Source organism: Streptomyces sp. NBC_01549 (assembly GCF_026339955.1).
Classification (GTDB): domain Bacteria; phylum Actinomycetota; class Actinomycetes; order Streptomycetales; family Streptomycetaceae; genus Streptomyces.
On the sequence record NZ_JAPEPW010000001.1, the window covers coordinates 2,203,038 to 2,229,499 of the forward strand.

Sequence of the window (26,462 nt, forward strand, 5' to 3'; positions counted from 1 at the left end):
GTCGGGCCTCCCGGAGCTTCAGCTACTGCCCTCGATGGTCATCGAAGGACGGGTCGACCCGAGCGTGATGCTGAACGCAGAAGAACGATCCCGAAGGGGATGCCGATGATCGTGATGCACAGCAGCAAGCCGGCGAACAGGTAGCCGAGGAACAGCCAGAAGCCGCTCAGGACGAGCCAAATGACGTTCAGGATTGTCTTCATTGCTGGCGGCCTGCCATCTGCTCGAGCCGGGCGATGCGCTCCGCCATCGGCGGGTGCGTGGAGAACATCTTCGACATTCCCTGGCCCGGGCGGAAGGGGTTGGCGATCATCATGTGGCTGGCGGTCTCGATGCGCGGCTCGGGGGGCAACGGCAGTTGCTTGGTACCGGCGTCGAGCTTGCGCAGGGCACTGGCGAGGGCCAGGGGGTCCCCGGTGAGCTGGGCCCCGGACGCGTCCGCCTCGTACTCTCTGGAGCGGCTGATGGCGAGCTGGATGAGGGACGCGGCGAGCGGACCCAGGATCATGATGAGCAGCATGCCCAGGATGCCGGGGCCCTCGTCGTCGTTCGAACGGCCGACCGGGATCAGCCAGGCGAAATTCACCAGGAACATGATCACGGAGGCGAGGGCGCCGGCGACCGACGAGATCAGGATGTCGCGGTTGTAGACATGACTGAGCTCGTGGCCGATGACGCCGCGCAGCTCGCGTTCGTCCAGGATGTGCAGGATTCCTTCGGTGCAGCACACGGCCGCGTTGCGCGGATTGCGCCCCGTCGCGAACGCGTTCGGCGCTTCCGTCGGTGAGATGTACAGGCGCGGCATGGGCTGGCGGGCCTGGGTCGAGAGCTCCCGGACGATGCGGTACAAGGCCGGGGCCTCGAATTCGCTCACCGGGCGGGCGCGCATCGCGCGTAGAGCCAGTTTGTCGCTGTTCCAGTACGCGTACGCGTTCGTCCCGATCGCGATGAACAGCGCGACGACGAGGCCGGTACGCCCGAAGAAACTGCCGATGACGATGATGAGTGCGGACAGTCCCCCGAGGAGTACGGCGGTCCTGAGCCCGTTGTGCCGACGGTGCACGGTACGCCCTCCAAGTGGTGCGGCAGGGGAACCCTTTGCTTACTGATGCCTTGCGTCCACTCTTCAGTGGACCCTCCCGTACTGGTCAACGCCAGGCGGGGAGCACTAGTTCCCTTGTGCGGGCGGTGGCGCGCGTAGGCCGTCCGGGTGGCGGTGTCAGAACAGGCCGGTCGCCGAGAAGCGCAGGACCAGCTGGGGTGCTCCGGAGAGGGCGATGCCGAGGACGGCCGTCAGGGCGATCGCGGCGGTCAGTGGGGCCGGGACGCGGTGTTTCTCGGGCTCGCCCTCGGGGGCGCGGAAGAGCAGTGTCGTCCACTGGAGGTAGTAGAAGAGCGCGATCACGACGTTGACGGCCATGACCACGGCCAGCCAGCCGAGCCCGGCGTCGACGGCCGCCGAGAAGACGGTGACCTTCGCGAAGAGGCCGATGATGCCCGGCGGCAGTCCCGCGAGGCAGAGCAGGAAGAAGCCGAGCATCAGCGCGGACAGGGGGCTCCTCGCGTACAGGCCTCGGTAGTCGCTGATGCGGTTCAGGGGGCTCGTACGGGCGACGAGCGCGGCCACGGCGAAGGCGCCCAGGTTCACCACGGCGTACATCAGGGCGTACGCCACGGTGGAGCCGACGGCCTTCCCGGCGTCCTTGGAGTAGGCGGCGGACGCGATCGGGACCAGGAGGTAGCCGGCCTGGCCGACGGAGGACCAGGCGAGCAGGCGGACCGCGCTGTACGCGCGTGTGGCCTGCTGGCGCAGGGCGCCGACGTTGCCGACGGTCATGGTGAGGGCGGCCAGCGCGGCGAGCACGGGGCCCCAGACGTCCGCGTACGACGGGAGGGCGACGACGGTGACGAGGATCAGGCCGGAAAAGCCGACCGCCTTGCCGACGACCGACAAGTAGGCGGCGACCGGCAAAGGCGCCCCTACGTAGGTGTCGGGCACCCAGAAGTGGAAGGGCACGGCGGCCGTCTTGAAGGCGAAGCCGACGAGGGTGAGGACGACGCCCGCCTGCGCGAGGGTGTGGAACTGTCCGTCGACGTGCTGGATCTTGTCCGCGATCTGGGTGAGGTAGAGAGTGCCGGTCGTCGCGTAGACGAAGCTGACGCCCATGAGGCTCACGGCGGTCGCGGTGACGGAGGACAGGAAGAACTTCAGGGCCGCCTCGGAGGACTTCTTGTCGCCGCGTTTGATGCCGACGAGCGCGAAGGCGGGCAGTGAGGCGACTTCGAGGGCGACGATGAGGGTCGCGAGGTCGCGGGAGGCGGGCAGCAGGGCGGCGCCCGCGGCCGAGGAGAGCAGCAGGAACCAGAACTCCCCTTCGGGGAGTTCCTTGTTGGCGTCCTTCAGGGCCGTGACCGACAGCAGTGCCGCCAGGAGCGCTCCGCCGAGGACCAGGAACTGGATGACGAGGGTGAAGCGGTCCGCCGTATAGCTGCAGGTGTGCGCGTCGCCCGTCAGACAGAAGGTGGCGCGGTCGCCGTCCAGGAGGGGCAGCAGCATGAGCGCGGACGCGGCGAGCCCCGCCACCGACACCCAGCCGAGTACCGCCTTCTTCTCCTCTCCGATGAAGAGGTCGGCGACGAGCACGACGAGTCCGACGACCGCGGCGAGGGTGGGCGGCGCGATCGCGAGCCAGTCGACGGACTGGACCAGGGAGCTCATCGGGTGCCTCCTGCGAGGAGCTGCTGTACGGCCGGGTCGGTCAGGCCGAGGAGGGCCTTGGGCCACAGACCGGCGACGACGGTGAGGGCGACGAGCGGCGTCCAGGCCGCGAACTCGTAGCTCTGGACGTCGGCGAGCTTCGGCGCCCCCTGCCGCGGGGTCTCGCCCATGCACACACGGCGTACGACGGCGAGCATGTACGCGGCCGTGAGCAGCGTGCCGAAGGCGGCGATCGCCATGAACGTCAGATACGCGGGGCGGCTGAGGTCGGCGGCGGGTTTGAACGCGCCGAACAGTGCCAGCATCTCGCCCCAGAATCCGGCGAGTCCCGGCAGCCCGAGCGAGGCGACGGCGGCGAAGGCGAGCAGGCCGCCGAGGCGCGGAGCCTTGCCGTAGAGCGCGGCGCCGGTCTCCTCGGCGAGGGTGTCGAGGTCGGTGGTGCCCGTGCGGTCCTTCAGCGCCCCGACGAGGAAGAAGAGGAGTCCGGTGATGAGGCCGTGGGCGATGTTGGCGAACAGCGCGCCGTTCACGCCGGTCGGGGTCATCGTCGCGATGCCGAGCAGGACGAACCCCATGTGACCGACGGACGAGTACGCGATGAGCCGCTTGAGATCGCCCTTCGCGCCCCGTTTCGCGAGGGCCAGGCAGGCCAGGGATCCGTAGATGATCCCGACCACGGCGAAGGCTGCGAGGTAGGGGGCGAAGGTGTGCATCCCGTCCGGCGCGATCGGCAGCAGAATCCGGACGAAACCGTACGTACCCATCTTCAGCAGTACGCCGGCCAGCAGGACCGAGCCAACGGTGGGCGCGGCGGTGTGGGCATCCGGCAGCCAGCTGTGCAGCGGCCACATCGGCGTCTTGACCGCGAGCCCGATCCCGATCGCCAAAACGGCGATGACCTGCACGGATGCGCTCAGCGACCGGCCGTTGTCAGTGGCGAGTGCCACCATGTCGAATGTGCCCGCCTTGATTCCGATCAGGAGCAGGCCCAGCAGCATGACGACCGAACCGAGCAGTGTGAAGAGGATGAACTTCCACGCCGCGGCCTGGCGCTGGGCACCGCCCCACTGGGCGATGAGGAAGTACATCGGGATGAGCACCATCTCGAACGCGAGGAAGAACAGCAGCAGATCGAGGACGGCGAAGGTCGCGAGGGTGCCGGACTCGAGGACGAGCAGCAGTGCGACGAAGGCCTTCGGGGTCGGCCCCGCGGGCATCTTGAAGTAGCTGTAGAGCGCGCAGAGGAAGGTCAGCAGCGCGGTCAGGACCAGAAGGGGGAGGGAAATGCCGTCGATGCCGAGGTGGATCCGCACGTCGAGTGCGGGGATCCAGCTGATGTCCGTCGTGGCCTGCATCCGCTGTGCCTTGGCCGGGGTGTCGTGGTCGAAGCCGAGCGCGAGGACGATCGCGGCGATGAGCACCACGCCGGTGACGATCACGCCGTGCCGCAGCACGGCCTGCTCGGGCGACTTCCCCTTCAGTCCGGGCGGCGCGGGCAGGAGAGCGGCGGCGGCACCGATGAGCGGCCCGACGACGATCAACGCGAGAAGAATCTGCATCACGGATTCACTGATATCGATCACGCCTGCTCACGCTCCCGTGGCGACGAGGAGGGCGGCGACCACCAGGACGACGGTGCCGGCGAGCAGCGCGCTCACATAGGTCTGCACATTGCCGGTCTGCGCGCGCCGTACGGCGGCGCCGAGCAGACGGGGTAGGGCGGCGGCACCGCGTACGTAGGTGTCGACGACCTCACGGTCGAGGAACCGGACGAGTGCGGCTCCGGCCTGGACCGGGCGGACGAACAGCACGTTGTACACGGCGTCGAGGTGGAATCCGACAGCCGCGTGCCGGTGCAGCGGGCCGAGCAGCAGCCGTCCGGGGTCCGCCGGGTCGGGGGCGTAGGCCACGTCTCCGAACACGGGCGCGTGCCTGGCGATCGCCTCCGCCTCGACCAGCGCGGGCTCGGCGTCGGGGTGGGCCGCGACCGCACCCATCGGCACGCGGGGAGCCAGCGCGGTGGTGTGCCGCCAGGCGCCGTAGGTGACGATCCCGCCGACCAGGGCGAGCCCCGTTCCAAGGACGGAGGTGGTGAGCACCGGTGTCAGGTCGCGGCCGTCGAACCAGTCGGGCAGCGGACCGTACGCCAGACCGAAGGCGAGGGACGGGACCGCGAGGACCCACAGCACAACGGTCATGCTGCGCGGTTCCTTGCCTTGGTCGGGGGCCTCGACTCCTCGCCCGTGGAAGGTCAGCAGCCACAGCCGGGTCGCGTACGCGGCGGTGAGTACGGCGGTGACCAGACCGGCGACGAGGACGATCCAGCCCGCCGCGCCGGGGGCGTGCTCGGTATGGCCGGTGGCGACGTGCTCGGCTGCGCCGAGGATCGCTTCCTTGGAGAAGAAGCCGCTGAACGGCGGGATCGCGGCGAGCGCGAGCAGCGCCACGGTCATCGTCCAGTAGGCGTCGGGGACGCGGGATCGCAGGCCCGTCATGCGGGACATGACGGCCAGGGAGTTGGTGCCGGAGGCGTGGATGATCACGCCGGCGGCAAGGAACAGCAGCGCCTTGAAGGCGCCGTGCGAGAGGAGGTGGAAGACGGCGGCACCGCGGTCGCCGACGGCGAGGGCACCGGCCATGTAGCCGAGCTGGCCGATCGTCGAGTACGCGAGGACACGCTTGATGTCGTCCTGCGCGAGTGCGGCGAGTGCCGAGCCCGCCATCGTGACGGCGGCCATGACGGCGAGGACCACCATCGCGGCCGAGGAGGCCTGGAAGACGGGGAGGAGCCGGGCGACGAAGTAGATACCGGCGGCGACCATCGTCGCGGCGTGGATCAGGGCGGAGACGGGGGTCGGACCCGCCATCGCGTCGGGCAGCCAGGTGTGCAGCGGGAACAACGCCGACTTGCCCGCCACGCCGGCCAGGAGCAGCAGGGCGACCAGCGTCGGATGGTGCAGTCCGCCGCTCGCCACGGTGCCGAGGACCGTGGTGATGCGGAACGACCCGGCGTCGGTGCCGAGGGCGAACAGACCGATGAGGAAGGGGACGTCGCCGAGTTTGGTGACCAGGAAGGCCTTGATCGAGGCGGCGCGGGCTTCGGGGATCTCCCAGTAGTGGCCGACCAGGAAGTACGAGCAGATGCCCATGACCTCCCAGCCGACCAAGAGCACGATCAGGTCGCCGGAGTAGACGACGAGCAGCATCGCGGAGGTGAAGAGGGAGACGAGAGCGGCGTACGAGGGGTAGCGCGGGTCATCGCGCAGGTAGCCCGTCGAGTAGATCTGCACGCAGGAGGCGACGACGCCGACGAGTACGGCGACGAGGGCGGCGAAGCCGTCGATGTGCAGGGAGAGTTCGATCGGGACCGAGCCGGTGGGCGTCAGTTCGGTGGCCGCGTTGATGGCCTGGCCACCGCCCTGGCGCACGGCGACCAGTACGGCGAGGACGAGCGAGGTGAGGGACGGCAGGACCGCGAGGGGGCGGACGTAGCCGGGGCCCGTGCGGCCGAGGAGGAATCCGGCCGCGGCGCCCAGGAACGGAAGGAGGGGGACGAGGACGGCGAGGGTGGTCGTGGTCACGCGGTGGCCTCAGCCTTCTCGTCTCCCGCGACAGGGGCTTCTTCGGTGCCGTCGCCGTGGGAGCCGTCCGGGGCGGGGCCCTCGGCGGTGTCGCGGAGCTTGTCGATGTCCGCGGTGCCGCGGCCCCGGTAGACGGCGAGGACGATCGCCAGGCCGATGCCGATCTCGGCGGCCGCGATGGCGATGGTGAACAGGGTCAGGGCCTGGCCGGAGTGGAGCGTGTCGCGGGCGGTCCTGGAGAGCCAGACGTCGAAGGCGACGAGGTTCAGGTTGACGGCGTTGAGCATGAGCTCGACGGACATCAGGACCAGGATCGCGTTGCGGCGCGCGAGGACTCCGTACAGGCCTGTGCAGAAGAGGAGGGCGGAGAGCACGGCGGGATAGGCGAGGTGCATCAGCGGGTCCCTTCCTTCTCGCTCCGGCGGCTCTGGGCACCCGCGGGGGTGACAGCGTCCGCTGTGGTGGTCGCGTCCGCCTTCGCCTTGCGGGAGAGGACGATCGCGCCGACCAGGGCGGCGAGGAGGAGGACGGAGAGGGCTTCGAAGGGGAGGACCCAGTTCTGGAAGAGGCTCGCTCCGGTGACCTCGGTGGAGCCGGCGGCGGGGCCTTTCAGGTCGACCCAGGTGGTGCGGAAGGCGTCCACGACCACCCAGACGAGGGCGGCGGCCGCGGCGACGGCCACGGTGAGGGCGGCCCAGCGGTTGCCGGAGTCGGCGTCCGGGGAGCGGCCAATCGGCGCCTTGGTGAGCATCAGACCGAACAGAAGGAGGACGACGACGGAACCGACGTAGATGAGCACCTGCACCCAGGCGATGAACTCGGCCGTGAGCAGGAGGTACTCGACGGCGAGGCCGCCGAGCGTCATCACCAGCCACAGGGCGGCGTGCACCAACTGCTTGGTGGTGACGGTGACGATCGCGGCGCCGAAGGAGACCAGACCGACCAGGAGGAAGGCGATCTCGACACCCGTCGGGGAGAGGAAGCCGTGGCTTTCGGCGGCGGTGGTGGTGGCCCGCGCCGCGGCGGCCGTGGCTGCTGCGAGGCTCACGACGCACCGTCCTGCGGGTCGGAGGGCTTGGAGGGCTTGGAGGGATCAGGCATGCCCGTGGTCGTGGTCGTGCCTGTGGTCGTGCCCGTGGCCGGGGGTTCGGGCCGGGCTACCTGTTCGGCTGCCTGCGCCTCGAGTTCGGCTGCCTCGGCGGCTGTGGCTGCCTCGGCGGCGAGCTTGTCGGCGGTTTTGCGGGCGGCGGCCAGTTCCTTCGGTTCCTCGGCGCCGGGGTCGAGGGCGGGCGGGGCCGGGACCGTCCACATCCACTCGCGGAGCTTGTCGCGTTCGTGGGTGAGTTCGTGGATGTCGGTCTCCGCGTACTCGAACTCCGGGGACCAGAACAGGGCGTCGAAGGGACAGACCTCGATGCAGATACCGCAGTACATGCACAGGGAGAAGTCGATGGCGAAACGGTCGAGGACGTTGCGGCTGCGCTCGCGGCCACCGGGGGCGGCCGGCGGGACCGTCTCCTTGTGCGAGTCGATGTAGATGCACCAGTCCGGGCACTCGCGGGCGCACAGCATGCAGACCGTGCAGTTCTCCTCGAACAGGCCGATGACGCCGCGGGAGCGGGGCGGGAGTTCGGGCTGGGCATCCGGGTACTGCGCGGTGACGGTCTTCTTCGTCATCGTGCGGAGGGTGACGGCCAGGCCCTTGGCGAGTCCGGAGCCAGGAATGCGGGAACGGGTGGGCCGGAGAGACTCAGCCATGGTTACGAGATCACCACCTTGACGATGCCGGTGAGGGCGATCTGGGCGAGGGAGAGGGGGACGAGGAGGGTCCAGGAGAGTTTCTGGAGCTGGTCCTCGCGCAGGCGGGGGTAGGTGACGCGCAGCCAGATCACGACGAAGGCGAGTAGGGCCGCCTTCAGGAGGGTCCAGACCCAGCCGAGGCCGTCGGCACCCCACGGGCCGTGCCAGCCGCCCAGGAAGAGGACGGTGGTCAAAGCGCACAGGACGACGATTCCGGCGTACTCGGCGAGGAGGAAGAGCGCGAAGCGGAGGCCTGTGTACTCGGTGTACGCGCCGAAGATGATCTCCGAGTCGGCGACGGGCATGTCGAAGGGCGGGCGCTGGAGTTCGGCGAGGCCCGCCACGAAGAAGACGATCGCGCCGACGATCTGCCAGGGCAGCCACCACCACTCGAAGGCGGCGACGATGCCGGGCAGGGAGACCGTGCCGGCCGCCATCGCGACGGAGGCGGCGGTCAGCAGCATCGGGAGTTCGTACGCGAGGAGCTGCGCGGCGGTACGCAGGCCGCCGAGGAGGGAGAACTTGTTGGCCGAGGCCCAGCCCGCCATGATCGAGCCGAGGACGCCCACGCCCATCACCGCGAGGACGAAGAAGATGCCCGCGTCGACGACCTGGCCTACCGCGCCCTCACCCGGGCCGATCGGGATGGCGAGGAGGACGAGGAGATACGGGAGGAGCGCCACGGCGGGGGCGAGCTGGAAGATACGGCGGTCCGCGCCCGCGGGGATGACGTCTTCCTTCTGCGCGAACTTCACGCCGTCCGCGACGAGCTGGGCCCAGCCGTGGAAGCCGCCGGCGTACATGGGGCCGAGGCGCCCCTGCATGTGGGCCATCACCTTGTGCTCGGTCTGACCGACGATCAGGGGGAACGTCAGGAACACGACGAAGACGACGAGGAGGCGTAGGGCGACGTCGAGAGCGTCGTTCACTGCGTGCCTCCGGCTGGGTTTCTGGGGGTGGGGTCTTCAGGGGTGGAGTCTTCGGGCGTGGGGGTGGAGTCGGGGTCCGCGCCGGAGTCCGAGTCAGGGGATGCCGGGGGTTTCGCGGTGGCCTCGGGCTCCTCGGTGCCCTCAAGGCCTCGGTCCGGCTTGGACCCCGCCCCCGGCTCCGACTCCGACCCGGGCTCCGGCTTGGGCTCCGGCTTCGGTTCGTCGAAAGCGGGGCGGGCGTGGTGCCAAGGGGCGTCGGAGCTGCGCGACGCTGCGGGCCTTGCCTGTCCGGTGAGAGCTGACGGCTCGACGGGAGTGGACGGCTCGGCGGAGGGTGTCGGTTCCGTCGCGGGCGTCGGTTCGGTCGAGGCTGTCGGTTCGGTGGGGGCGGGTGGGGCGGTGGACTGTGTCCTTTGCGTCGCCGAGCCCTGGCTCGCGCTGCGCGTGCGGCGAGGGCCGACGGGAGGCGTGGGCTCGGTGGGTCCCGGGGCGTCGGGGGTTGTCGGGGTCGCCTGCTGCTCGGCGGCCGGGGCCTCGGTCCGCTGGCTGGCCGAGCCCTGGCCGGCGCTGCGCGCCCGACGCGGTGGCGTCGGGGCCTGCGCACCGGCAGCGGCGTCGGTACCTGCTGTGGCGGGACCGGCCTCCGTGCCACCACCAGCGGGAGCCTGGCTTGCCGAGCCCTCGCCCGCCGTGCGGGCCCGGCGCACCGGGCGGTCGCCGGCGGCGCGGGCCGCTCCGCGCGCGGGGCGGGCGGGGGCCGGGGGGAGCTGGCCCTTCAGGGGACCCCATTCGTTGGGGTCGGGGACGCCGGGCGGAAGCATCTGGCGACGCTTGGGTCCACCGTGATCGGACTCCCCCGGCTCCTTCGCACCGGGCCAGGCCTTGGCGACACGGGCGGCGAGAACGAAGTCCTTGCGGAGGGGGTGGCCCTCGAAGCCCTCGGGGAGAAGAAGGGGGTCCAGGCCGGGGTGCCCCTCGAAGGTGACGCCGAACATCTCGTGGGTCTCGCGCTCGTGCCAGCCGGCGCCGGCGTACACGGAGACCGCCGTCGCCAGGACGGGTGCCGAGTGCGGGACGGTCGTACGGACGAGGAGGCGGCGTACGGGAGACAGGGCCACCACGTGCGCGGCGACGCGGAAGCCGGTGCCGGGTTCGTCGACAGCGCTCAGCCAGTCGAAGTAGGTGCAGTTCAGCGAGTCGCGCGCGGTCTCCAGGGCGCGGACCCAGGCAGCCGGCCGCACGTCGACCGTCAGGACCTCGTACGACTCCTCGGCCGTGGCCTCCGGGCCGAAGAGTTCCTCGACAGGGGCGGGGAGCCAGCCGACGGTCATCGGTCCTCACCCACGGCGGGCGGGCGCACCAGGTCGCTCTGGAGGGCGGCGGCCGACGGACGCGGCGAGGAGCCGTAGCGCTCTCCCAGCGACTCTCGGGCGATCTTCTCCTGGAGCTTGAGGATGCCCTGCAGCAACGCCTCGGGGCGGGGCGGGCACCCGGGGACGTAGACGTCCACCGGGATGATCTGGTCGACGCCCTTGGTGACGGAGTAGGAGTCCCAGTACGGGCCGCCGCAGTTGGAGCACGCGCCGAAGGAGATGACGTACTTCGGCTCCGGCATCTGCTCGTACAGGCGCTTGACGGCCGGAGCCATCTTGTCCGTGACCGTGCCGGAGACGACCATCAGGTCGGCCTGGCGCGGACCCGGTGCGAACGGGATCACGCCGAGTCGGATGAAGTCGTGCCGGGCCATCGAGGCGGCGATGAACTCGATCGCGCAGCAGGCGAGCCCGAAGTTGAAGACCCAGAGCGAGTAGCGACGGCCCCAGTTCAGGACCACCTTCATCGGTTCCGGGGCCAGCCGGGAGAGCGCGCCGAGCCGCTTCGGCTCGGGCAGCGGCACCGGTTCGGGCAGTACCACCGGCTCGGGCGGCGGCACCGGCTCGGAGGTCTTCGAGGGGGTCACGTCCATGTCAGGACGCCCTTCTTGTATGCGTACAGCAGGCCCACGGCCAGGAAGCCGAGGAAGATGAACATCTCCACGAGGGTGGCCGCGCCGTAGCCGGGCGCGGCGAAGACGGTCGCCCAGGGGAAGAGGAAGATCGAGTCGACGGCGAAGATGACGTAGAGGAAGGCGTAGACGTAGTAACGGACCTGGGTGTGGGCCCAGCCCTCGCCGACGGGGTCGACGCCGCACTCGTACGTCAGGAGCTTCTCGGGGGTCGGGACCACCGGCCGCAGCAGACGGCCCGCCCCGAAGGCGACGGCGACGAAGAGCACGCCGACGACTACGAGCAGTCCGACGACCGAGTACGACTGGAAGTAGCCCGCCGCGACGACGGCCCCGGTGGCCGTGACAACGGTCGGTTCCGGCACGTCAGCCCCTCACTCCCTGACCTCGTTGCGCCCGGCGCGCACGCCCCGTCGCGCACGCTGTGATGCGCCCTGTTCGACGATCTGTACGGACGGGAGTCTAGGGCCTGCTAAAGAGACGGTAAGCAGCCCGTCACGCATTGGCTATCGGGGACATGTCACCGACTCGTCCGCCTCGCCCGGCGCCGGGTTCCCGGACTCGCCCGGCTCACGCGCCACCGGGTCCCCGTCCGCACCTCGCGGTCACTTCCCATTTCACCTCGCGAGCACAGCCAGGTACACCTCGCGGCGGTGTTCGCTTTCACCTCAAGGGGTGGGGTTTTCCCCAGTGGATCGTGGCGGTCGACCTCATGGCGCGGGGGCTCGCCGACGGGCAGGCTAGCGAATATGACCGAACGCATCACCCCTGTCGGCTCCGTCGGGCCATCGAACCCGCCGCAAGCCCCGCATGCCCCGGATGTGCCGGATGCGCCCGACGCGCCGGACGAGTCGGCCGACAACGACCGGCTGCCTCCGGCACGCTTCGCCCTCGGCCGGCAGACGTGGAAGGAGATCGCGCATCTCCTCGCCAATCTGCCGGTCTCGATCGTCGGCTTCGTGTACGTCGTGACGCTCATCTCCATGGGCGCGGGGCTGGCGGTGACGGTGGTCGGGCTGCCGCTGCTCGCGGGCGGGCTGCTGGGCGCGCGGCTGCTGGGCCGGATGGAGCGGGCGCGGGCGCGCAAGCTGCTCGGCGTGCGGATCGACGAGCCGAGCCCGGTACTGGTGCGCCGGACGGGCTTCTTCTCCTGGTTGTGGTCGAGCCTGAGGGACTCGGTGGCCTGGCGGACGGTGCTGTACGACTTCATCCGGCTGCCGTGGGGCATCGTCACCTTCACCGTCACGCTCACGTCGTTGTTCCTGCTGTGGCCGGTACTGCCGTTCCTCGCCCGGGGGCTGACGAACGTGGACCGGGCCATGGTGCGCGGGCTGCTGTCGCCCTCGGACGAGTTGGAGCGGCGCATCGCCGAGCTGGAGTCGGACCGGGGGGTCGTGGTCGACACCGCCGCGGCGGACCTGCGGCGCATCGAACGAGACCTGCACGACGGGGCGCAGGCACGGCTCGTCAACCTCGCGATGGGGCTCGGCCTGGCCAAGGAGAAGCTCCTTGAGGGCCAGGCCGACGAGACCGTCGCGGCCATGGTCGACGAGGCGCACGGCGAGGTGAAGCTGGCCCTGCAGGAGCTGCGCGATCTGGCGCGCGGTATCCATCCCGCGGTCCTCACCGACCGGGGCCTCGACGCGGCGCTGTCGTCGATCGCCTCGCGCTGCACCGTGCCGGTGAAGGTGACGGCCGACCTCGCGACGAGACCGGCCGCCGCGATCGAGGGCATCGCCTACTTCACCGTGTCCGAGCTGCTGCAGAACGTCAGCAAGCACAGTGGGGCGCGGTCCGCGTCCGTCGACGTGTGGCGGGCGGACGAGCGGCTGCTCATACAGGTCCGGGACGACGGGCGCGGTGGGGCGGCCCTCGACGGCGGTACGGGGATGGCGGGGCTCGCGGACCGGCTCGGTGCGGTGGACGGGCTGTTCCTCATCGACTCACCGCCCGGCGGGCCGACCACCATCACGGCGGAGCTGCCCTGGCGGAACCGGGGGGATGGGCAGGACGGGCGGGGCTGAGGGGGCGGGAGGTACGGGCGGGACTGGCGGGGTGGGCAGGACAGGCGGGGCGGGCAGGACAGGCGGGGCGGGCAGGACGGGCGGGGCGCGACTGGTTCGTACGGCCGTGGTTCCCGCGTCTCCCGTGCTTCCCGCGTTTCCCGCGCTTTCCGGGCGGACGCCGGTCTCCGAGGTAGGGAAAACCCCCGTTCCAAGACGCCGACCCGCTCCATGGTCGGGAAGGGCCGGGCGCAGCAGGGTGGGAGTACGAGGCGGCGAGCAGGACAAGTAGAACGGACGACACCGATGGCGACGGAGTACGGACAGGGGTACGGGTACCCGAGCGGGCCCGGATTCCGCGGGGCGGGTGCCGAGGAGCGGCGGCACCGTCTCCCGGCACCGCTGCGGGCGCCGATCGAGGCCCGCAGCTGGCGTGAGTTCGGCTATGTGATGCTGAGCCTGCCTCTCGGCCTCATCATGTTCACGTTCGCCGTCACGATGTTCTCGCTCGGCATGGGGCTGCTGATCACGTTCCTGGGCATCCCGGTGCTCGCCGCGGCCCTCGCCGGCTGCCGCGGATTCGGCGCGTTGGAGCGTGCGCGGGCGCGCGGGTTGCTCGGGATCGAGGTGGCGGCGCCGGAGCCCCTGCGGGTGCGGAAGCACGGGGCGATGGCGTGGATGGGGGCGGTCCTCAAGAACGGTCCGGCGTGGCGGCATCTGCTGTACGCGGTGGTGCAGTTCCCGTGGTCGGTGTTCTCGTTCATGGTGTCGCTGAGCTTCTGGGCGTACGGCTGGGCGATGCTGACGTATCCGCTGTGGTTCTGGCTCTTTCCGGTGTACGGCGGGCAGGGCGGCCTGCAGCTCTACGGCGACGAAACGCACGGCATCTACCTCGACAACCCCTTCGAGATCACCGTCACCGCGCTGCTGGGGCTGCTGATCACGATGGCCACGCCGTGGATCGTGCGGGCGCTGACCACGGTGGACCGGGTGATGGTGGCGGGGCTGCTCGGGCCGTCGCGGCTGGCGAGCCGGGTCGTCGAGCTGGAGTCGGACCGGGGGGTCGTGGTCGACGCCGCCGCGGCGGACCTGCGGCGCATCGAACGAGACCTGCACGACGGGGCGCAGGCACGGCTCGTCAACCTCGCGATGGGGCTCGGGCTGGCCAAGGAGAAGCTCACCGAGGATCCGCAGGCCGCGGCGCGGATGGTGGACGAGGCGCACGGTGAGGTGAAGACGGCGTTGCAGGAGCTGCGGGATCTGGCGCGCGGGATTCATCCGGCCGTGCTGACCGATCGTGGGCTGGATGCGGCGCTGTCCTCGGTGGCCTCGCGGTGCACCGTGCCGGTGCAGGTGGATGTGGATCTTCCCGCTCGGCCCGCGCCGGCGATCGAGGGGATCGCGTACTTCACCGTTTCCGAGCTTCTGCAGAACATCAGTAAGCACGCGCGGGCGACGCGGGCCACGGTCGATGTGTGGCGGGTCGAGAACCGGTTGATGCTTCAGGTTGTCGACGATGGTGTGGGTGGGGCGGACGTTTCCGGTGGGTCCGGGCTTGCGGGGCTGGCGGAGCGGCTCGGTGCGGTGGACGGGATTCTGGTGGTGGACTCGCCTGTGGGTGGGCCTACTCGGATTACGGCGGAGTTGCCCTGGCGGGGGTGAACCGGGGGGTGCCGGGTGGGGTGTTCTCGCCCCCGCCGCCCCTACCCGTCCCATCCCCTGGGGCTCCGCCCCAGACCCCGCCAGGGGCGCTGCCCCTGCACCCCACCAGTTCGAAATCACCGCCCCCAGAAAAAACCCACCCGGAGACAAAAGTGCATCCCCCGTATTCCCCTTCCCTCCGTCCCGTTGATTCCCGTTGATTCCCGTTGATTGCCCTTGATTCCCCTTGCTCGGGCGCGGGTCGGTCCGAATGCTGGGATGCTGAGGGCTGATGTGTGAGCGGGGACGTGGTGTCCGGCGTGGGCCGGGGACGGGTGTGGGGGGCCGAGAATCGTGGAGGACAGGGTGCGGGTGGTCATCGCCGAGGATTCAGTGCTGCTCAGGGAGGGCCTGACCCGGTTGTTGACCGACCGCGGGCACGACGTCGTGGCCGGTGTCGGGGACGGCGACGCGCTGATCAAGACCATCACCGACCTGGCGGCCCAGAACGCGCTGCCGGACGTCGTGGTCGCCGACGTGCGGATGCCGCCGACGCACACCGACGAGGGCGTGAAGGCGGCCGTGCAGCTGCGCAAGCACCATCCCGGGGTGGGGGTGCTGGTGCTCTCGCAGTACGTGGAGGAGCGCTACGCCACCGAACTGCTGGCCGGTTCCAGCCGTGGCGTCGGCTATCTGCTCAAGGACCGCGTCGCGGAGGTTCGCGAGTTCGTGGACGCGGTGGTGCGGGTGGCCCAGGGGGGTACCGCGCTGGACCCGGAAGTGGTCGCGCAGCTGCTCGGGCGCAGTCGCAAACAGGATGTGCTGGCCGGGCTCACCCCGCGGGAGCGGGAGGTCCTAGGACTTATGGCCGAGGGGCGCACCAATTCGGCGATCGCCCGGCAGCTCGTGGTGAGTGACGGAGCGGTCGAGAAACACGTCAGCAATATCTTTCTGAAACTCGGGCTGTCCCCGAGCGACGGGGATCACCGGCGTGTTCTCGCCGTCCTCACGTATCTGAACTCCTGAGGGACTGACACTGGGTCAGCCGACCGGAATCCCCCGCGAGGCACAGGGGCGCCCGACACGGCACCGGAGCGGCACCAGCGCGGCGCGAGACCGGCACGAGACCGGCACGAGAACCAAAGGATGAGGTGGAAGCGTCTTCCAGAGGAGCGTCGGGGGCGAGTAAGTCATGACAATTCAGGGCGTCGAACCGTCTCAAAATGGTGTCCATCATGCGAACGGCCGAGGGAAGGCGACCCTTACAGACGTAGGGTTGGTCCTGGGAAGGTCTGCGGGAAGGCCGCTCCCAGACAGCCGCCTCGAAGGAGGTCCAGTTAAGTGACCAGCCAGGTCAGTAGCCCAGCGGAGCATGCCGACGGAGCCGTCGTAGGAGAACAGCGCAAACCGGCGAGGGCAAAGGAAACTCGCCGGCTCGACCGGGTGATCATCCGGTTCGCGGGTGACTCCGGTGATGGAATGCAACTCACCGGCGACCGCTTCACCTCCGAAACGGCGTCCTTCGGCAACGATCTTTCCACGCTGCCGAACTTCCCCGCCGAAATCCGAGCGCCCGCAGGCACACTGCCGGGCGTTTCTTCATTTCAGCTGCATTTCGCGGACCATGACATCCTCACGCCCGGTGACGCGCCGAATGTCCTGGTAGCCATGAACCCGGCCGCCCTGAAGGCGAACATCGGTGATGTGCCGCGTGGCGCGGAGATCATCGTCAACACGGACGAGTTCACCAAGCGGGCGATGGCGAAGGTCGGCTACGCCGCCAGCCCGCTGGAGGACGGTTCGCTGGACGGGTACGCCGTCCATCCGGTCCCGCTGACGACGATGACGGTCGAGGCGCTCAAGGAGTTCGAGCTGTCCCGCAAGGAGGCCGAGCGCAGCAAGAACATGTTCGCGCTGGGGCTTCTGTCGTGGATGTATCACCGGCCCACCGAGGGCACGGAGAAGTTCCTGCAGACCAAGTTCGCGAAGAAGCCCGAGATCGCCGCCGCCAACATCGCCGCGTTCCGGGCGGGCTGGAACTTCGGCGAGACGACGGAGGACTTCGCGGTCTCGTACGAGGTCGCTCCGGCCACCAAGACCTTCCCGACCGGCACCTACCGCAACATCTCCGGGAACCTGGCCCTGTCGTACGGCCTGATCGCCGCCTCCAAGCAGGCGGACCTGCCCCTCTACCTGGGCTCTTACCCGATCACCCCCGCCTCCGACATCCTGCACGAGCTCAGCAAGCACAAGAACTTCGGCGTGCGCACCTTCCAGGCCGAGGACGAGATCGCGGGCATCGGCGCCGCCCTGGGCGCGGCCTTCGGCGGCTCCCTCGCCGTCACCACCACCTCCGGGCCGGGCGTGGCACTGAAGTCGGAGACCATCGGGCTCGCGGTCTCCCTGGAACTGCCACTGCTGGTCATCGACATCCAGCGCGGCGGGCCGTCCACGGGTCTGCCGACGAAGACGGAACAGGCGGACCTGCTCCAGGCGATGTACGGGCGCAACGGAGAGGCCCCGGTCCCGGTGGTCGCCCCGTGCACACCGGCCGACTGCTTCGGCGCCGCCCTGGAGGCGGCCCGGATCGCCCTCACCTACCGCACCCCCGTCCTCCTCCTGTCCGACGGCTACCTGGCCAACGGCTCCGAGCCGTGGCGGATCCCGGAGGTCGACGAACTCCCGGATCTGCGGGTGCAGTTCGCGCAGGGCCCGAACCACACGCTGGACGACGGCACGGAAGTGTTCTGGCCGTACAAGCGCGACCCGCAGACCCTGGCCCGCCCCTGGGCGATCCCGGGCACACCGGGGCTCGAACACCGCATCGGCGGCATCGAGAAGCAGGACGGCACGGGCAACATCTCCTACGACCCCGCCAACCACGACTTCATGGTCCGCACCCGCCAGGCGAAGATCGACGGCATCGATGTCCCGGACATCGAGGTCGACGACCCCTCCGGCGAGGCCAACACCCTCGTGCTGGGCTGGGGTTCGACGTACGGACCCATCACCGCGGCGGTACGGCGGCTGCGGGCGGCCGGGGAGAACATCGCGCAGGCCCATCTGCGCCACCTCAACCCCTTCCCCCGGAATCTCGGAGCGGTGCTGGGGCGTTACGAGAAGGTGGTGATCCCCGAGATGAACCTCGGCCAGCTCGCCACTCTCGTCCGGGCGAAGTACCTGGTCGACGCGCACTCCTACAACCAGGTCAACGGTATGCCGTTCAAGGCCGAACAGCTCGCCACGGCGCTCAAGGAGGCCATCGATGGCTGAGACGACCACAGGAAGCGCGGACACGATCGAGTCACTCACTCTGGTGCCCAAGGCCGAGGCCAGGCAGTCCATGAAGGACTTCAAGTCCGATCAGGAAGTGCGCTGGTGCCCCGGTTGCGGTGACTACGCGATCCTGGCCGCCGTGCAGGGCTTCATGCCCGAGCTCGGCCTCGCCAAGGAGAACATCGTCTTCGTGTCGGGCATCGGCTGCTCGTCCCGCTTCCCGTACTACATGAACACGTACGGCATGCACTCCATCCACGGCCGCGCACCCGCCATCGCGACGGGCCTCGCCTCCAGCAGGCGGGACCTGAGCGTGTGGGTGGTGACCGGTGACGGGGACGCCCTCTCCATCGGCGGCAACCATCTGATCCACGCGCTGCGCCGCAACGTGAACCTGAAGATCCTGCTGTTCAACAACCGGATCTACGGCCTCACCAAGGGCCAGTACTCGCCGACCTCCGAGGTCGGCAAGATCACCAAGTCGACGCCGATGGGTTCGCTGGACGCGCCCTTCAACCCGGTGTCCCTGGCCATCGGCGCGGAGGCGTCCTTCGTGGCCCGGACCGTGGACTCCGACCGCAAGCACCTCACCGACGTACTGCGGCAGGCCGCCGCCCACCCGGGCACGGCGCTGGTGGAGATCTACCAGAACTGCAACATCTTCAACGACGGCGCCTTCGAGGTCCTCAAGGACAAGCAGCAGGCCGAGGAGGCGGTGATCCGTCTCGAACACGGGCAGCAGATCCGCTTCGGCGCGGACCGCGCCAAGGGTGTCGTACGGGATCAGCTGACCGGTGACCTGAAGGTCGTCACCGTCACCCCGGAGAACGAGGCACAGATCCTGGTCCACGACGCCCACTCCGCGTCCCCGACCACGGCCTTCGCGCTCTCCCGGCTGGCCGACCCGGACACCCTGCACCACACCCCGATCGGCGTCCTGCGCTCCGTCGAGCGGCCGGTCTACGACACCCAGATGGCCGACCAGCTCGACACGGCCATCGAACAGAACGGCAAGGGCGACCTCGCGACGCTCCTCGCGGGCGGGGACACCTGGACGGTCGTCGGCTGAGCGAGCCGATCGTTCGAGGCGCTCTTCTAGGCGCTAATTCTAGGCGCTCTTCTAGTAGGGCTTTGTTACGTACCCTGGTTGATCGTTCCGAGGTAGTCTCGTGATGTCCTGTCAGGTGTGACACCTGAGGAGATGGACGAGATCCGCCCCCGCTTGGAGGCGTTCGCAGCCGAGATGCTCGGCACGGTGAAACGCCGGGACCAGCGGGCCAAGGGCGAGCTGTACGTGCGTGGGCTGATGCTGGACGGCAAGCGCAAGTCGATGCAGCCGATGGCCGAGCGTCTGGGCGTGGACCACCAGCAGCTGCAGCAGTTCATCTCCTCCTCCACCTGGGACTACGTCGAGGTGCGGCGCCGGGTCTCGCGGTGGGCAGCGGCGCACATCACCCCGGAGGCGTATGCGATCGACGACACGGGCTTCCCAAAGGACGGGTACGACTCCCCTGGGGTGGCCCGGATGTACTGCGGCGCCTTGGGCAAGCGCGGAAACTGCCAGATAGCGGTCAGTGTCAACTTGGTCAGCGACCACGCCTCAGCGGCCGTCAACTGGCGGCTGTTCATCCCCGACAGCTGGGACGACGCCGCATCCGGGGACGACCCGCTGCTGGCCGAGGCGATCCGCCGACGCCGCCAGCGGGCGGGCATCCCCGACCAGGTCCGCCACAAGGAGAAGTGGCGCCAGGCGCTGGAGATGCTCGACGAGGTCCGCGGCCAGTGGGAACTGCCCGGTCTGCCGGTGGTCGCCGATGCCGGTTACGGCGATGCCACCGGCTTCCGCCTGGGCCTGACCGAATGCGGTCTCGCCTACGCGGTCGCCGTCAAAGGAACCACCACCGCCTACCCCGGTGAGGCGTTGCCCGAGCGTCCGCCCTACAGCGGCCGCGGCCGCCCGCCCCGGCCCGCCTACCCGATGCCGCACAGCACCCTGCGTGACCTCGTCCTGGCCGCCGGGCGGGGCGCCGCCCGCACCGTCACCTGGCGCCAGGGCACCAAGAGCGGTCCGCGCAACCCACGGGCCGACATGCGCTCGCGCTTCGTGGCCATGCGCGTGCGCCCGGCCAACCGCGACATCCCCCGTGACCTGGACGGCAGTCTGCCCGAGTGCTGGCTGCTGGCCGAATGGCCACCCGGCGCCGCCGAGCCCACCGACTACTGGCTCTCCACCCTGCCCGCCGGCACCCCGCTACGCGAACTCGTCCGTATCGCCAAGATCCGCTGGCGGGTCGAGCACGACTACCGTGAGCTCAAGGACGGCCTCGGCCTGGACCACTTCGAAGGCCGCAGCTACCTCGGCTGGCACCGGCACGTGACCCTGGCCGCCCTCGCCCAGGCCTTCTGCACCATGCTCCGCCTCGACCCAAAAGTCCCTGCGCCGGCCTGACCCTCTACGCGGTTCTGCGCGCGTTACAGAAGATCCTGGCCACCTGGACCGGCGCCTGCTCGATATGCGGCCACCCCGCCCCCACACCCGAACCCCACCACAGGACCTAACAAAGCCCTACTAGGCGCTCAAGAAGTTCCAGGGGCCCGGACGGCTGACGCCCGGGCCTCGTCGTACGCGTGACGGGACTTCTCGACGTCGTCCATCCGGTCCTTGGTCCAGACGGCCAGCGCGCGCACCTGCTCGGCGGCCTCGCGGCCGAGTCCGGTGAGCGAGTAGTCGACGCGGGGCGGGATCACGGGCTTCGCGTCACGGTGAACGAGGCCGTCGCGCTCCAGGGTCTGGAGGGTCTGGGTGAGCATCTTCTCGCTGACCCTGCCGATCGCCCGGCGCAGTTCGCTGAAGCGGTAGGGGCGGTCGAGCAGCTCGATCAGTACGAGCACGCCCCAGCGGCTGGTGACGTGCTCCAGGACCAGGCGGTACGGGCACATCGCCTCGCCGATGTCGTACTTGGAGACGGCCGGGGGCTTGGAGACGGCCGGAGTCTTGGCGGCGGCCGCGGCTTCTACAGATGCCTTTGCACTTACTCCCATGCCAGTACCTTTGCACTTACTCCCATGCCAGTACCTTACTTCAAAGTGGGTACTTTCGCAGAGTTAGTGTACCTCCTAGGGTTAGTGGCAGACCCACCCCACAAGGAGCCAAGTCATGAGCATCGTCGTCACCGGAGCCACCGGACACCTCGGCCGCCACGTCATCGAAGGGCTGCTGGAGAAGGTTCCGGCCGACCGGATCACCGCCGTCGTCCGCGACGCGGAGAAGGCCGCCGACTACGCGGCCCGCGGTGTGAAGATCGCGGTCGCCAACTACAACGAGCCCGAGACCTTCGGGACCCTCTTCGCCGCCGGCGACAAGGTGCTGCTCATCTCCGGCAACGAGTTCGACAAGGGCCGCGTGGCCCAGCACCAGGTCGTCCTGGACGCCGCCAAGGCCGCCGGGGTCGCGCTCTTCGCGTACACCAGCGCCCCGGGCAGCCTGACCGCCGCCCTCGCCGACGACCACAAGGGCACCGAGAAGGCGATCCTGGAGTCGGGCGTGCCCTACGCCCTGCTGCGCAACGGCTGGTACAACGAGAACTACACCGAGAACCTCGCCCCGGTCCTCGAGCACGGCGCCGTCACCCAGGCCGCCGGTGACGGCAAGGTCGCCTCCGCCACCCGCGCCGACTACGCGGCCGCCGCCGTGGCCGTACTGACCGGCGAGGGCCACGAGAACAAGACGTACGAGCTGAGCGGCGACACCGCGTGGAGCTTCGCCGAGTACGCCGCCCTGGTGGCCGAGCGGTCCGGCAAGGAGATCGTCTACAACGCCGTCTCCGTCGAGGCGCTCACCGGCATCCTGACCGGCGCCGGACTGCCCGGCCCCCTCGCCGCGATCCTGGCGGGCGTCGACGCGTCCATCGAGAAGGGCGAGCTCGCCGGCACCAGCGGTGACCTGTCCCGGCTGACCGGCCGCCCGACCACGCCGGTCGCCGAGTCGATCGCGGCGGCGCTGAAGGGCTGACTCCCCTCGGGGCCCTGGCACCGTCGCCCTCCCAGCCCCCGCCTGTCATGACCGTATGGCGATACGGGCATGACAGGCGGGGGTGCCCGGCGCTACCTTCTTGGAGGCTGCACGGGAGCAGCTGTGCGAGAGGGAGGGCCGGTGGCCGTGCGGCAGGCGAAGAACTCGATGGGCGCGACCGGCTCCATAGGCTCCAGTGACCCTGTCGGCTCGACGGGACCCCCGACATCCAGGGCCGAGCAGCGCATCGGCCTGTTGAACGGCTTCGCCGCGTACGGGATGTGGGGGCTCGTTCCGCTCTTCTGGCCGCTGTTGAAGCCGGCCGGGGCCCTCGAGATCCTCGCCCACCGGATGGTGTGGTCCCTCGCGGTGGTCGGTGTCGCCCTGTTGGTGATGCGGCGCTGGGCCTGGCTCGGCGAGCTGCTGCGACAGCCGCGCAAGCTGGGGCTGATCACCGTCGCGGCGGCCGTGATCACGGTCAACTGGGGCGTCTACATCTGGGCCGTGAACAGCGAGCACGTGGTCGAGGCCTCCCTCGGCTACTTCATCAACCCGCTCGTCACCATCGCCATGGGCGTACTCCTGTTGAAGGAACGGCTGCGCCCGGTGCAGTGGGCGGCGGTCGGTGTCGGCTTCTCCGCCGTGCTCGTCCTGACCATCGGATACGGCCGGCCGCCGTGGATCTCCCTCACCCTCGCCTTCTCCTTCGCCACGTACGGGCTGGTGAAGAAGAAGGTCAACCTCGGCGGGATCGAGTCGCTCGCCGCCGAGACGGCGATCCAGTTCCTGCCCGCGCTCGCCTATCTGCTGTGGCTGGGTTCGAGCGGAGGCGCGACCTTCGGCACGGAGGGTGCGGGGCATGCGACGCTGCTCGCGGCGACGGGCGTGGTGACCGCGCTTCCGCTGGTCTGTTTCGGCGCGGCAGCGATACGGGTGCCGTTGTCCACGCTGGGGCTGCTGCAGTACCTCGCACCCGTCTTCCAGTTCCTTCTCGGCATCCTCTACTTCCACGAGGCCATGCCGCCCGAGCGGTGGGCCGGGTTCGCACTGGTCTGGCTCGCGCTGTCGCTGCTCACCTTCGACGCGCTGCGGACTGCGCGGCGGACGGCGCGAGCGCTCAGGGGTGGGAGCGGGGTCGCGGTCCCCGGTGCCCGGGTGCGGGGTGCCGCCGCCGTGGACGCCAAGCCGTAGAGGGTTTTTTCCCCCGCCGCCCCTACCCGTCCCATCCCGACTGGGGGCTCCGCCTCCCCCAGGTCCCCCTCGGCCCCGGGTGAGTTCTTCGGCTGCGGGTGAGTTCTTCTGCTGCGGGTGAGTGGTGGCTGGTCGCGCAGTTCCCCGCGCCCCTGGGGCGGGGCTGCGCCCCGGCCCCCGGTGGCCGGGTTCGCTGTCCGAACTCCGCTGACCGGATTGCGCTCTTGACGGCACATCAGCCTCAGAAACACCATCAGGCACCCCTTTCCCACCAGGAATTCGGAGCCCCCCACATGAAGCTCTCCGTTCCCGGGCGTGCCACCGGCGCCACCATCGTCGCGGCCGTCACGCTCCTCACCACCGGCGCGATATCCGGCGCGGCGCCCGCCCCCACCGCCGCGGCCGCCGCACCCGACATCCCCGTGGCCAACGTCAAGACCCATCTCGCACAGCTGCAGTCCATCGCCACCGCCAACGGCGGCAACCGCGCCCACGGCCGCACCGGGTACAAGGCCTCCATCGACTACGTGAAGGCGAAGCTGGACGCGGCCGGATTCACCACGGCCCTCCAGCAGTTCACGTCCTCCGGACGCACCGGGTACAACCTGATCGCCGACTGGCCCGGCGGCGACTCCAACCAGGTCGTCATGGCCGGCTCCCACCTCGACAGCGTGACCGCGGGACCCGGCATCAACGACAACGGATCCGGGTCCGCCGCGATCCTGGAGACCGCGCTCGCCGTCTCCCGGGCTCAGTACCAGCCCACCAAGCACCTGCGGTTCGCCTGGTGGGGCGCGGAGGAGCTGGGGATGGTCGGCTCGAAGTACTACGTGAACAGCCTGTCCTCCGCGAACCGGGCGAAGATCAGCGACTATCTGAACTTCGACATGATCGGCTCGCCGAACCCCGGCTACTTCGTCTACGACGACGACCCCACCATCGAGAAGACCTTCAAGGACTACTTCGCGGGCGTCGGCATCGCCACGGAGCCGGAGACCGAGGGCGACGGCCGCTCGGACCACTCCCCCTTCAAGAACGTGGGCATCCAGGTCGGCGGTCTCTTCAGCGGCGCCGACTACATCAAGACGGCCGCACAGGCCGCCAAGTGGGGCGGCACGTCCGGCCAGGCCTTCGACCGCTGCTACCACGCCTCCTGCGACACCGCGTCCAACATCAACGACACGGCGCTGGACCGGAACGCGGACGCGCTGGCGTACGCCGTGTGGACGCTGTCCTCCTAGTCCTCTCCTGGTCCTCTCCTGGTCCTCTCCTGGCCCTCTCCCCCAGTCCTCCTATGGCTCCCGCCCCCGTACACGCCCCAGGAGTCGCTCCTAGGGTGTGTACGGGTTGTCGGCCAGGGAGCGGGACCGGGCCCGGTCCGCGAGGCGGGTCATGCGGTTGCGGGCCGACTCCAGCTGTTCGAGGTCGTCGGCGGCGGGGCCGCCGTCGGCCACGAGTTCGCTCCACAGCGTGATCAGGTCCTGCCCCAGGTTCAGCCCCTGCACGGGGTCGCGGACCGCTCGCCAGGCCGCCGCGGCACTCTGCACGTTGCCGTACGCGGCTTCGGGGTCCTGGTGCCGCCCGCGGATCCGGGCGAGGTCGAGGGACAGGTGGAACGACCGGAGCGGGTCGCCGGCCAGGTAGGCGATGTACGAGGTCAGCTCGCGCAGCCGCAGCACCTCCGGGTGCTCGGGGCCCAGCGACCGCGAGGCGTCCGCGACGACCCGCTCCGCCATCCCGGCGGCCTCTTCGATCCGGCCCATCTTCACGGCCTCGTTGATCCGCACCACGGGCTCCACGAGGAACGCCGCGCCCTCCATCTCCTCGACCGGTGCCAGTACCGACTCGGCGACGGCGTCGAAACCCCGCGCGGGAGTGGGCTTCGGCTCCGGCTCGGAGTCCATGCCGGACATGGCCGCCATCGCGGGCACCGGCCGCTCAGGTGTCAGCCCCACGGGCGGCGGGCCGAACTCGCCCGTCGGAGCCGCCACGACGCCGGGCATGGCGTCCCGCGTCGACTCCGGCAGCGCCCGCAGGACATGCGTCGCCGCGGCCCCGGGCAGGGGCTGAGGCTCCGGCACCGACGGCGCCGCGGGAGGGGTCGCCGGCATCGCGGGAGGGATCGCGGGCATCGCAGGAAGGATCGCCCGCACTCCGGACGCCCCAGGAACCTCGGCCGGCGGTCCCACCCGCACCGGCTCGCCCGTGTACCGGCTCGACCCGTCCCCGTAGACCTCCAGCGGTACGACGAAACCGATCCGTTCGTCGTGGATGGTGGCGAGTACGGGGTGGCCGGCGGCGAGGGCGAGTCGGTGGAGGTGGTTCAGGACGGCGGCCTGGACGGTCTCGCCGGGCACGACGACGACCGGCACGTCGCCGACCGTCGCGCCGCTCCCGCTTCCCCCGGCGGGTGCGGGGACCCACACCTCCAGCGGGCCGGCACCGGGGCCGACCGCCGAGCGCTGCCGCTTCGATTCCCGCTTCTGTTCGCGGCTGAGTCGAGACATCGGTTCCCTCACTCGGGTCGTACTTCCATGCGTCGGCCTTGCCTCAAGATTCGGTCAGGTACATACAGTCAAGTCTCTCGGCTCACCACCGCTGCATGCGTCACTACCGCGTCACAGGCTCGTAAGAGTGGCCGACGACGAGAACGACGACGATCGATGACGACCGAGGACGACTGAGGACGACTGAGGACGACCGATGACTGACGGCCGACGACCGAGGAGAGTGGTCCGGTGATACAGGGGAGCACATGGCAGGGGGCGGACGGGCCCGAGATCTGGATCCGCGGGCCGGCCGCCGACACGCCGGAACCCACGCGGTGGCACGAACCCGGCGGGGGAGAACCGGGCCACCTCGCCGTCGGCCCACGGCGATTCGCCTGGGTCGCGACGCACGGCGGGGCCGGTACCTCCACGCTCGCCGCGGTCTTCGGCGGCCATGACGCGGGGCGGAACTGGCCCCGGCCCGACCAAGGAGAGCCGGGGTCGGTGCTTCTCGTCGGGCGTACGCACGCGACGGGACTGGACGCCGTCTCGCACACCCTGGACACCTTCCGCAGGGGCGAGGCACCCCCGGGGCTCGACCTCGACGCCGTGGTGCTGGTCGCGGACGCACCCGGGCGACTGCCCCGTCCGCTCGCCCAGCGCGTCAAGGTGATCGATTCGCTGATCGACGTGTACCAGGTGCCATGGATTCCGGCGTGGCGCATCGGTGACCTCGCCGCGGCGCCGCCCCGGGAAACCGCCGCGCTGGCCCGTCTGACGGGCGCCGCGCACCTTCCCTGAGACCTTCCCTGGCCC

At 70.0% G+C, this 26,462-nt stretch carries 23 protein-coding genes and 1 pseudogene; 10 read left to right on the forward strand and 14 right to left on the reverse strand.

Annotation, left to right across the window (positions count from 1 at the left end):
• Positions 1 to 86: 86 nt before the first annotated feature.
• The 12 genes and pseudogenes from OG819_RS09605 to OG819_RS09660 all read right to left on the reverse strand — a co-directional run.
• Positions 87 to 203, reverse strand: a pseudogene (locus tag OG819_RS09605) (YccF domain-containing protein); the annotation flags it as partial.
• Positions 200 to 1,063 (reverse strand): zinc metalloprotease HtpX, encoded by an 864-nt coding sequence (gene htpX, locus OG819_RS09610; protein WP_181650381.1) that lies wholly within the window; start codon positions 1,061 to 1,063, stop codon positions 200 to 202. The pseudogene OG819_RS09605 and the gene htpX, both read right to left, overlap by 4 nt.
• A gap of 156 nt (positions 1,064 to 1,219) precedes the next feature.
• Positions 1,220 to 2,719 (reverse strand): NADH-quinone oxidoreductase subunit N, encoded by a 1,500-nt coding sequence (locus tag OG819_RS09615; RefSeq protein WP_266627496.1) that lies wholly within the window; start codon positions 2,717 to 2,719, stop codon positions 1,220 to 1,222.
• The gene (locus tag OG819_RS09620) at positions 2,716 to 4,302 is read right to left on the reverse strand and encodes an NADH-quinone oxidoreductase subunit M (protein ID WP_266648949.1); all 1,587 of its coding nucleotides are present in this window, start codon (positions 4,300 to 4,302) and stop codon (positions 2,716 to 2,718) included. Before OG819_RS09620 ends, OG819_RS09615 begins: the two co-directional genes overlap by 4 nt.
• Before the next feature lie 6 nt (positions 4,303 to 4,308).
• Entirely contained in the window at positions 4,309 to 6,300 is a 1,992-nt protein-coding gene (locus tag OG819_RS09625) for an NADH-quinone oxidoreductase subunit L (RefSeq protein WP_266648950.1), read from the reverse strand.
• Positions 6,297 to 6,695: an NADH-quinone oxidoreductase subunit NuoK gene (nuoK, locus tag OG819_RS09630; RefSeq protein ID WP_266627492.1), complete on the reverse strand. Its 399-nt coding sequence runs from the start codon at positions 6,693 to 6,695 to the stop codon at positions 6,297 to 6,299. The genes OG819_RS09625 and nuoK overlap by 4 nt, the downstream gene beginning before the upstream one ends.
• Entirely contained in the window at positions 6,695 to 7,348 is a 654-nt protein-coding gene (locus OG819_RS09635) for an NADH-quinone oxidoreductase subunit J (RefSeq protein ID WP_266584783.1), read from the reverse strand. The genes nuoK and OG819_RS09635 overlap by 1 nt, the downstream gene beginning before the upstream one ends.
• Positions 7,345 to 8,058 (reverse strand): NADH-quinone oxidoreductase subunit I, encoded by a 714-nt coding sequence (locus OG819_RS09640; RefSeq protein ID WP_266648951.1) that lies wholly within the window; start codon positions 8,056 to 8,058, stop codon positions 7,345 to 7,347. Before OG819_RS09640 ends, OG819_RS09635 begins: the two co-directional genes overlap by 4 nt.
• 2 nt (positions 8,059 to 8,060) lie before the next feature.
• On the reverse strand, positions 8,061 to 9,029 hold the full coding sequence (locus OG819_RS09645) for a complex I subunit 1 family protein (RefSeq protein ID WP_266627488.1): 969 nt from the start codon (positions 9,027 to 9,029) through the stop codon (positions 8,061 to 8,063).
• The gene (locus OG819_RS09650; protein WP_266648953.1) at positions 9,026 to 10,360 is read right to left on the reverse strand and encodes an NADH-quinone oxidoreductase subunit C; all 1,335 of its coding nucleotides are present in this window, start codon (positions 10,358 to 10,360) and stop codon (positions 9,026 to 9,028) included. The genes OG819_RS09645 and OG819_RS09650 overlap by 4 nt, the downstream gene beginning before the upstream one ends.
• Positions 10,357 to 10,995: an NADH-quinone oxidoreductase subunit B gene (locus OG819_RS09655; RefSeq protein WP_266627484.1), complete on the reverse strand. Its 639-nt coding sequence runs from the start codon at positions 10,993 to 10,995 to the stop codon at positions 10,357 to 10,359. Before OG819_RS09655 ends, OG819_RS09650 begins: the two co-directional genes overlap by 4 nt.
• Positions 10,986 to 11,399, reverse strand: coding sequence for an NADH-quinone oxidoreductase subunit A (locus tag OG819_RS09660; RefSeq protein WP_075028564.1), 414 nt, complete (start codon positions 11,397 to 11,399; stop codon positions 10,986 to 10,988). Before OG819_RS09660 ends, OG819_RS09655 begins: the two co-directional genes overlap by 10 nt.
• Before the next feature lie 384 nt (positions 11,400 to 11,783).
• Here OG819_RS09660 and OG819_RS09665 point away from each other — a divergent pair, with 384 nt between their 5' ends.
• From OG819_RS09665 to OG819_RS09690, 6 genes are all read left to right on the forward strand, one after another.
• The gene (locus tag OG819_RS09665; RefSeq protein ID WP_266648955.1) at positions 11,784 to 13,058 is read left to right on the forward strand and encodes a sensor domain-containing protein; all 1,275 of its coding nucleotides are present in this window, start codon (positions 11,784 to 11,786) and stop codon (positions 13,056 to 13,058) included.
• 285 nt (positions 13,059 to 13,343) lie between these two features.
• Positions 13,344 to 14,699, forward strand: a complete 1,356-nt coding sequence (locus OG819_RS09670; protein ID WP_266648957.1) for a sensor histidine kinase — start codon at positions 13,344 to 13,346, stop codon at positions 14,697 to 14,699.
• Positions 14,700 to 15,044: 345 nt separating this feature from the next.
• Positions 15,045 to 15,704: a response regulator transcription factor gene (locus OG819_RS09675; RefSeq protein ID WP_323137216.1), complete on the forward strand. Its 660-nt coding sequence runs from the start codon at positions 15,045 to 15,047 to the stop codon at positions 15,702 to 15,704.
• A 315-nt stretch (positions 15,705 to 16,019) separates the two neighbouring features.
• Positions 16,020 to 17,951 carry a 2-oxoacid:acceptor oxidoreductase subunit alpha gene (locus OG819_RS09680; protein ID WP_266648958.1) on the forward strand — a complete coding sequence of 644 codons (1,932 nt, stop codon included), beginning with the start codon at positions 16,020 to 16,022 and terminating at the stop codon, positions 17,949 to 17,951.
• Positions 17,944 to 19,023, forward strand: coding sequence for a 2-oxoacid:ferredoxin oxidoreductase subunit beta (locus OG819_RS09685; protein ID WP_266627475.1), 1,080 nt, complete (start codon positions 17,944 to 17,946; stop codon positions 19,021 to 19,023). Before OG819_RS09680 ends, OG819_RS09685 begins: the two co-directional genes overlap by 8 nt.
• A 132-nt stretch (positions 19,024 to 19,155) precedes the next feature.
• On the forward strand, positions 19,156 to 20,403 hold the full coding sequence (locus OG819_RS09690; protein ID WP_266652642.1) for an IS701 family transposase: 1,248 nt from the start codon (positions 19,156 to 19,158) through the stop codon (positions 20,401 to 20,403).
• A gap of 128 nt (positions 20,404 to 20,531) precedes the next feature.
• Here OG819_RS09690 and OG819_RS09695 read toward each other — a convergent pair whose 3' ends face one another.
• A complete protein-coding gene (locus tag OG819_RS09695) occupies positions 20,532 to 20,894 on the reverse strand; it encodes a helix-turn-helix domain-containing protein (protein ID WP_266634587.1) in 363 nt (120 codons plus the stop codon).
• 217 nt (positions 20,895 to 21,111) lie between these two features.
• Between OG819_RS09695 and OG819_RS09700 the strand changes: the two genes are divergently transcribed.
• The 3 genes from OG819_RS09700 to OG819_RS09710 all read left to right on the forward strand — a co-directional run bounded on the left by OG819_RS09700 (position 21,112) and on the right by OG819_RS09710 (position 24,398).
• A complete protein-coding gene (locus OG819_RS09700) occupies positions 21,112 to 21,966 on the forward strand; it encodes an SDR family oxidoreductase (protein ID WP_266627473.1) in 855 nt (284 codons plus the stop codon).
• 168 nt (positions 21,967 to 22,134) lie between these two features.
• On the forward strand, positions 22,135 to 23,157 hold the full coding sequence (rarD, locus tag OG819_RS09705) for an EamA family transporter RarD (protein WP_266634585.1): 1,023 nt from the start codon (positions 22,135 to 22,137) through the stop codon (positions 23,155 to 23,157).
• A 293-nt stretch (positions 23,158 to 23,450) separates the two neighbouring features.
• A complete protein-coding gene (locus tag OG819_RS09710; RefSeq protein ID WP_266627471.1) occupies positions 23,451 to 24,398 on the forward strand; it encodes a M28 family metallopeptidase in 948 nt (315 codons plus the stop codon).
• Positions 24,399 to 24,488: 90 nt separating this feature from the next.
• Here the strand turns inward: OG819_RS09710 and OG819_RS09715 are convergent, their stop codons facing one another.
• The gene (locus OG819_RS09715) at positions 24,489 to 25,664 is read right to left on the reverse strand and encodes a tetratricopeptide repeat protein (RefSeq protein WP_266627469.1); all 1,176 of its coding nucleotides are present in this window, start codon (positions 25,662 to 25,664) and stop codon (positions 24,489 to 24,491) included.
• Between the two features lie 231 nt (positions 25,665 to 25,895).
• On the opposite strand from OG819_RS09715, the gene OG819_RS09720 reads away from it, so the two are divergent.
• A complete protein-coding gene (locus tag OG819_RS09720) occupies positions 25,896 to 26,447 on the forward strand; it encodes a DUF6668 family protein (protein ID WP_266627467.1) in 552 nt (183 codons plus the stop codon).
• Positions 26,448 to 26,462 lie beyond the last annotated feature (15 nt).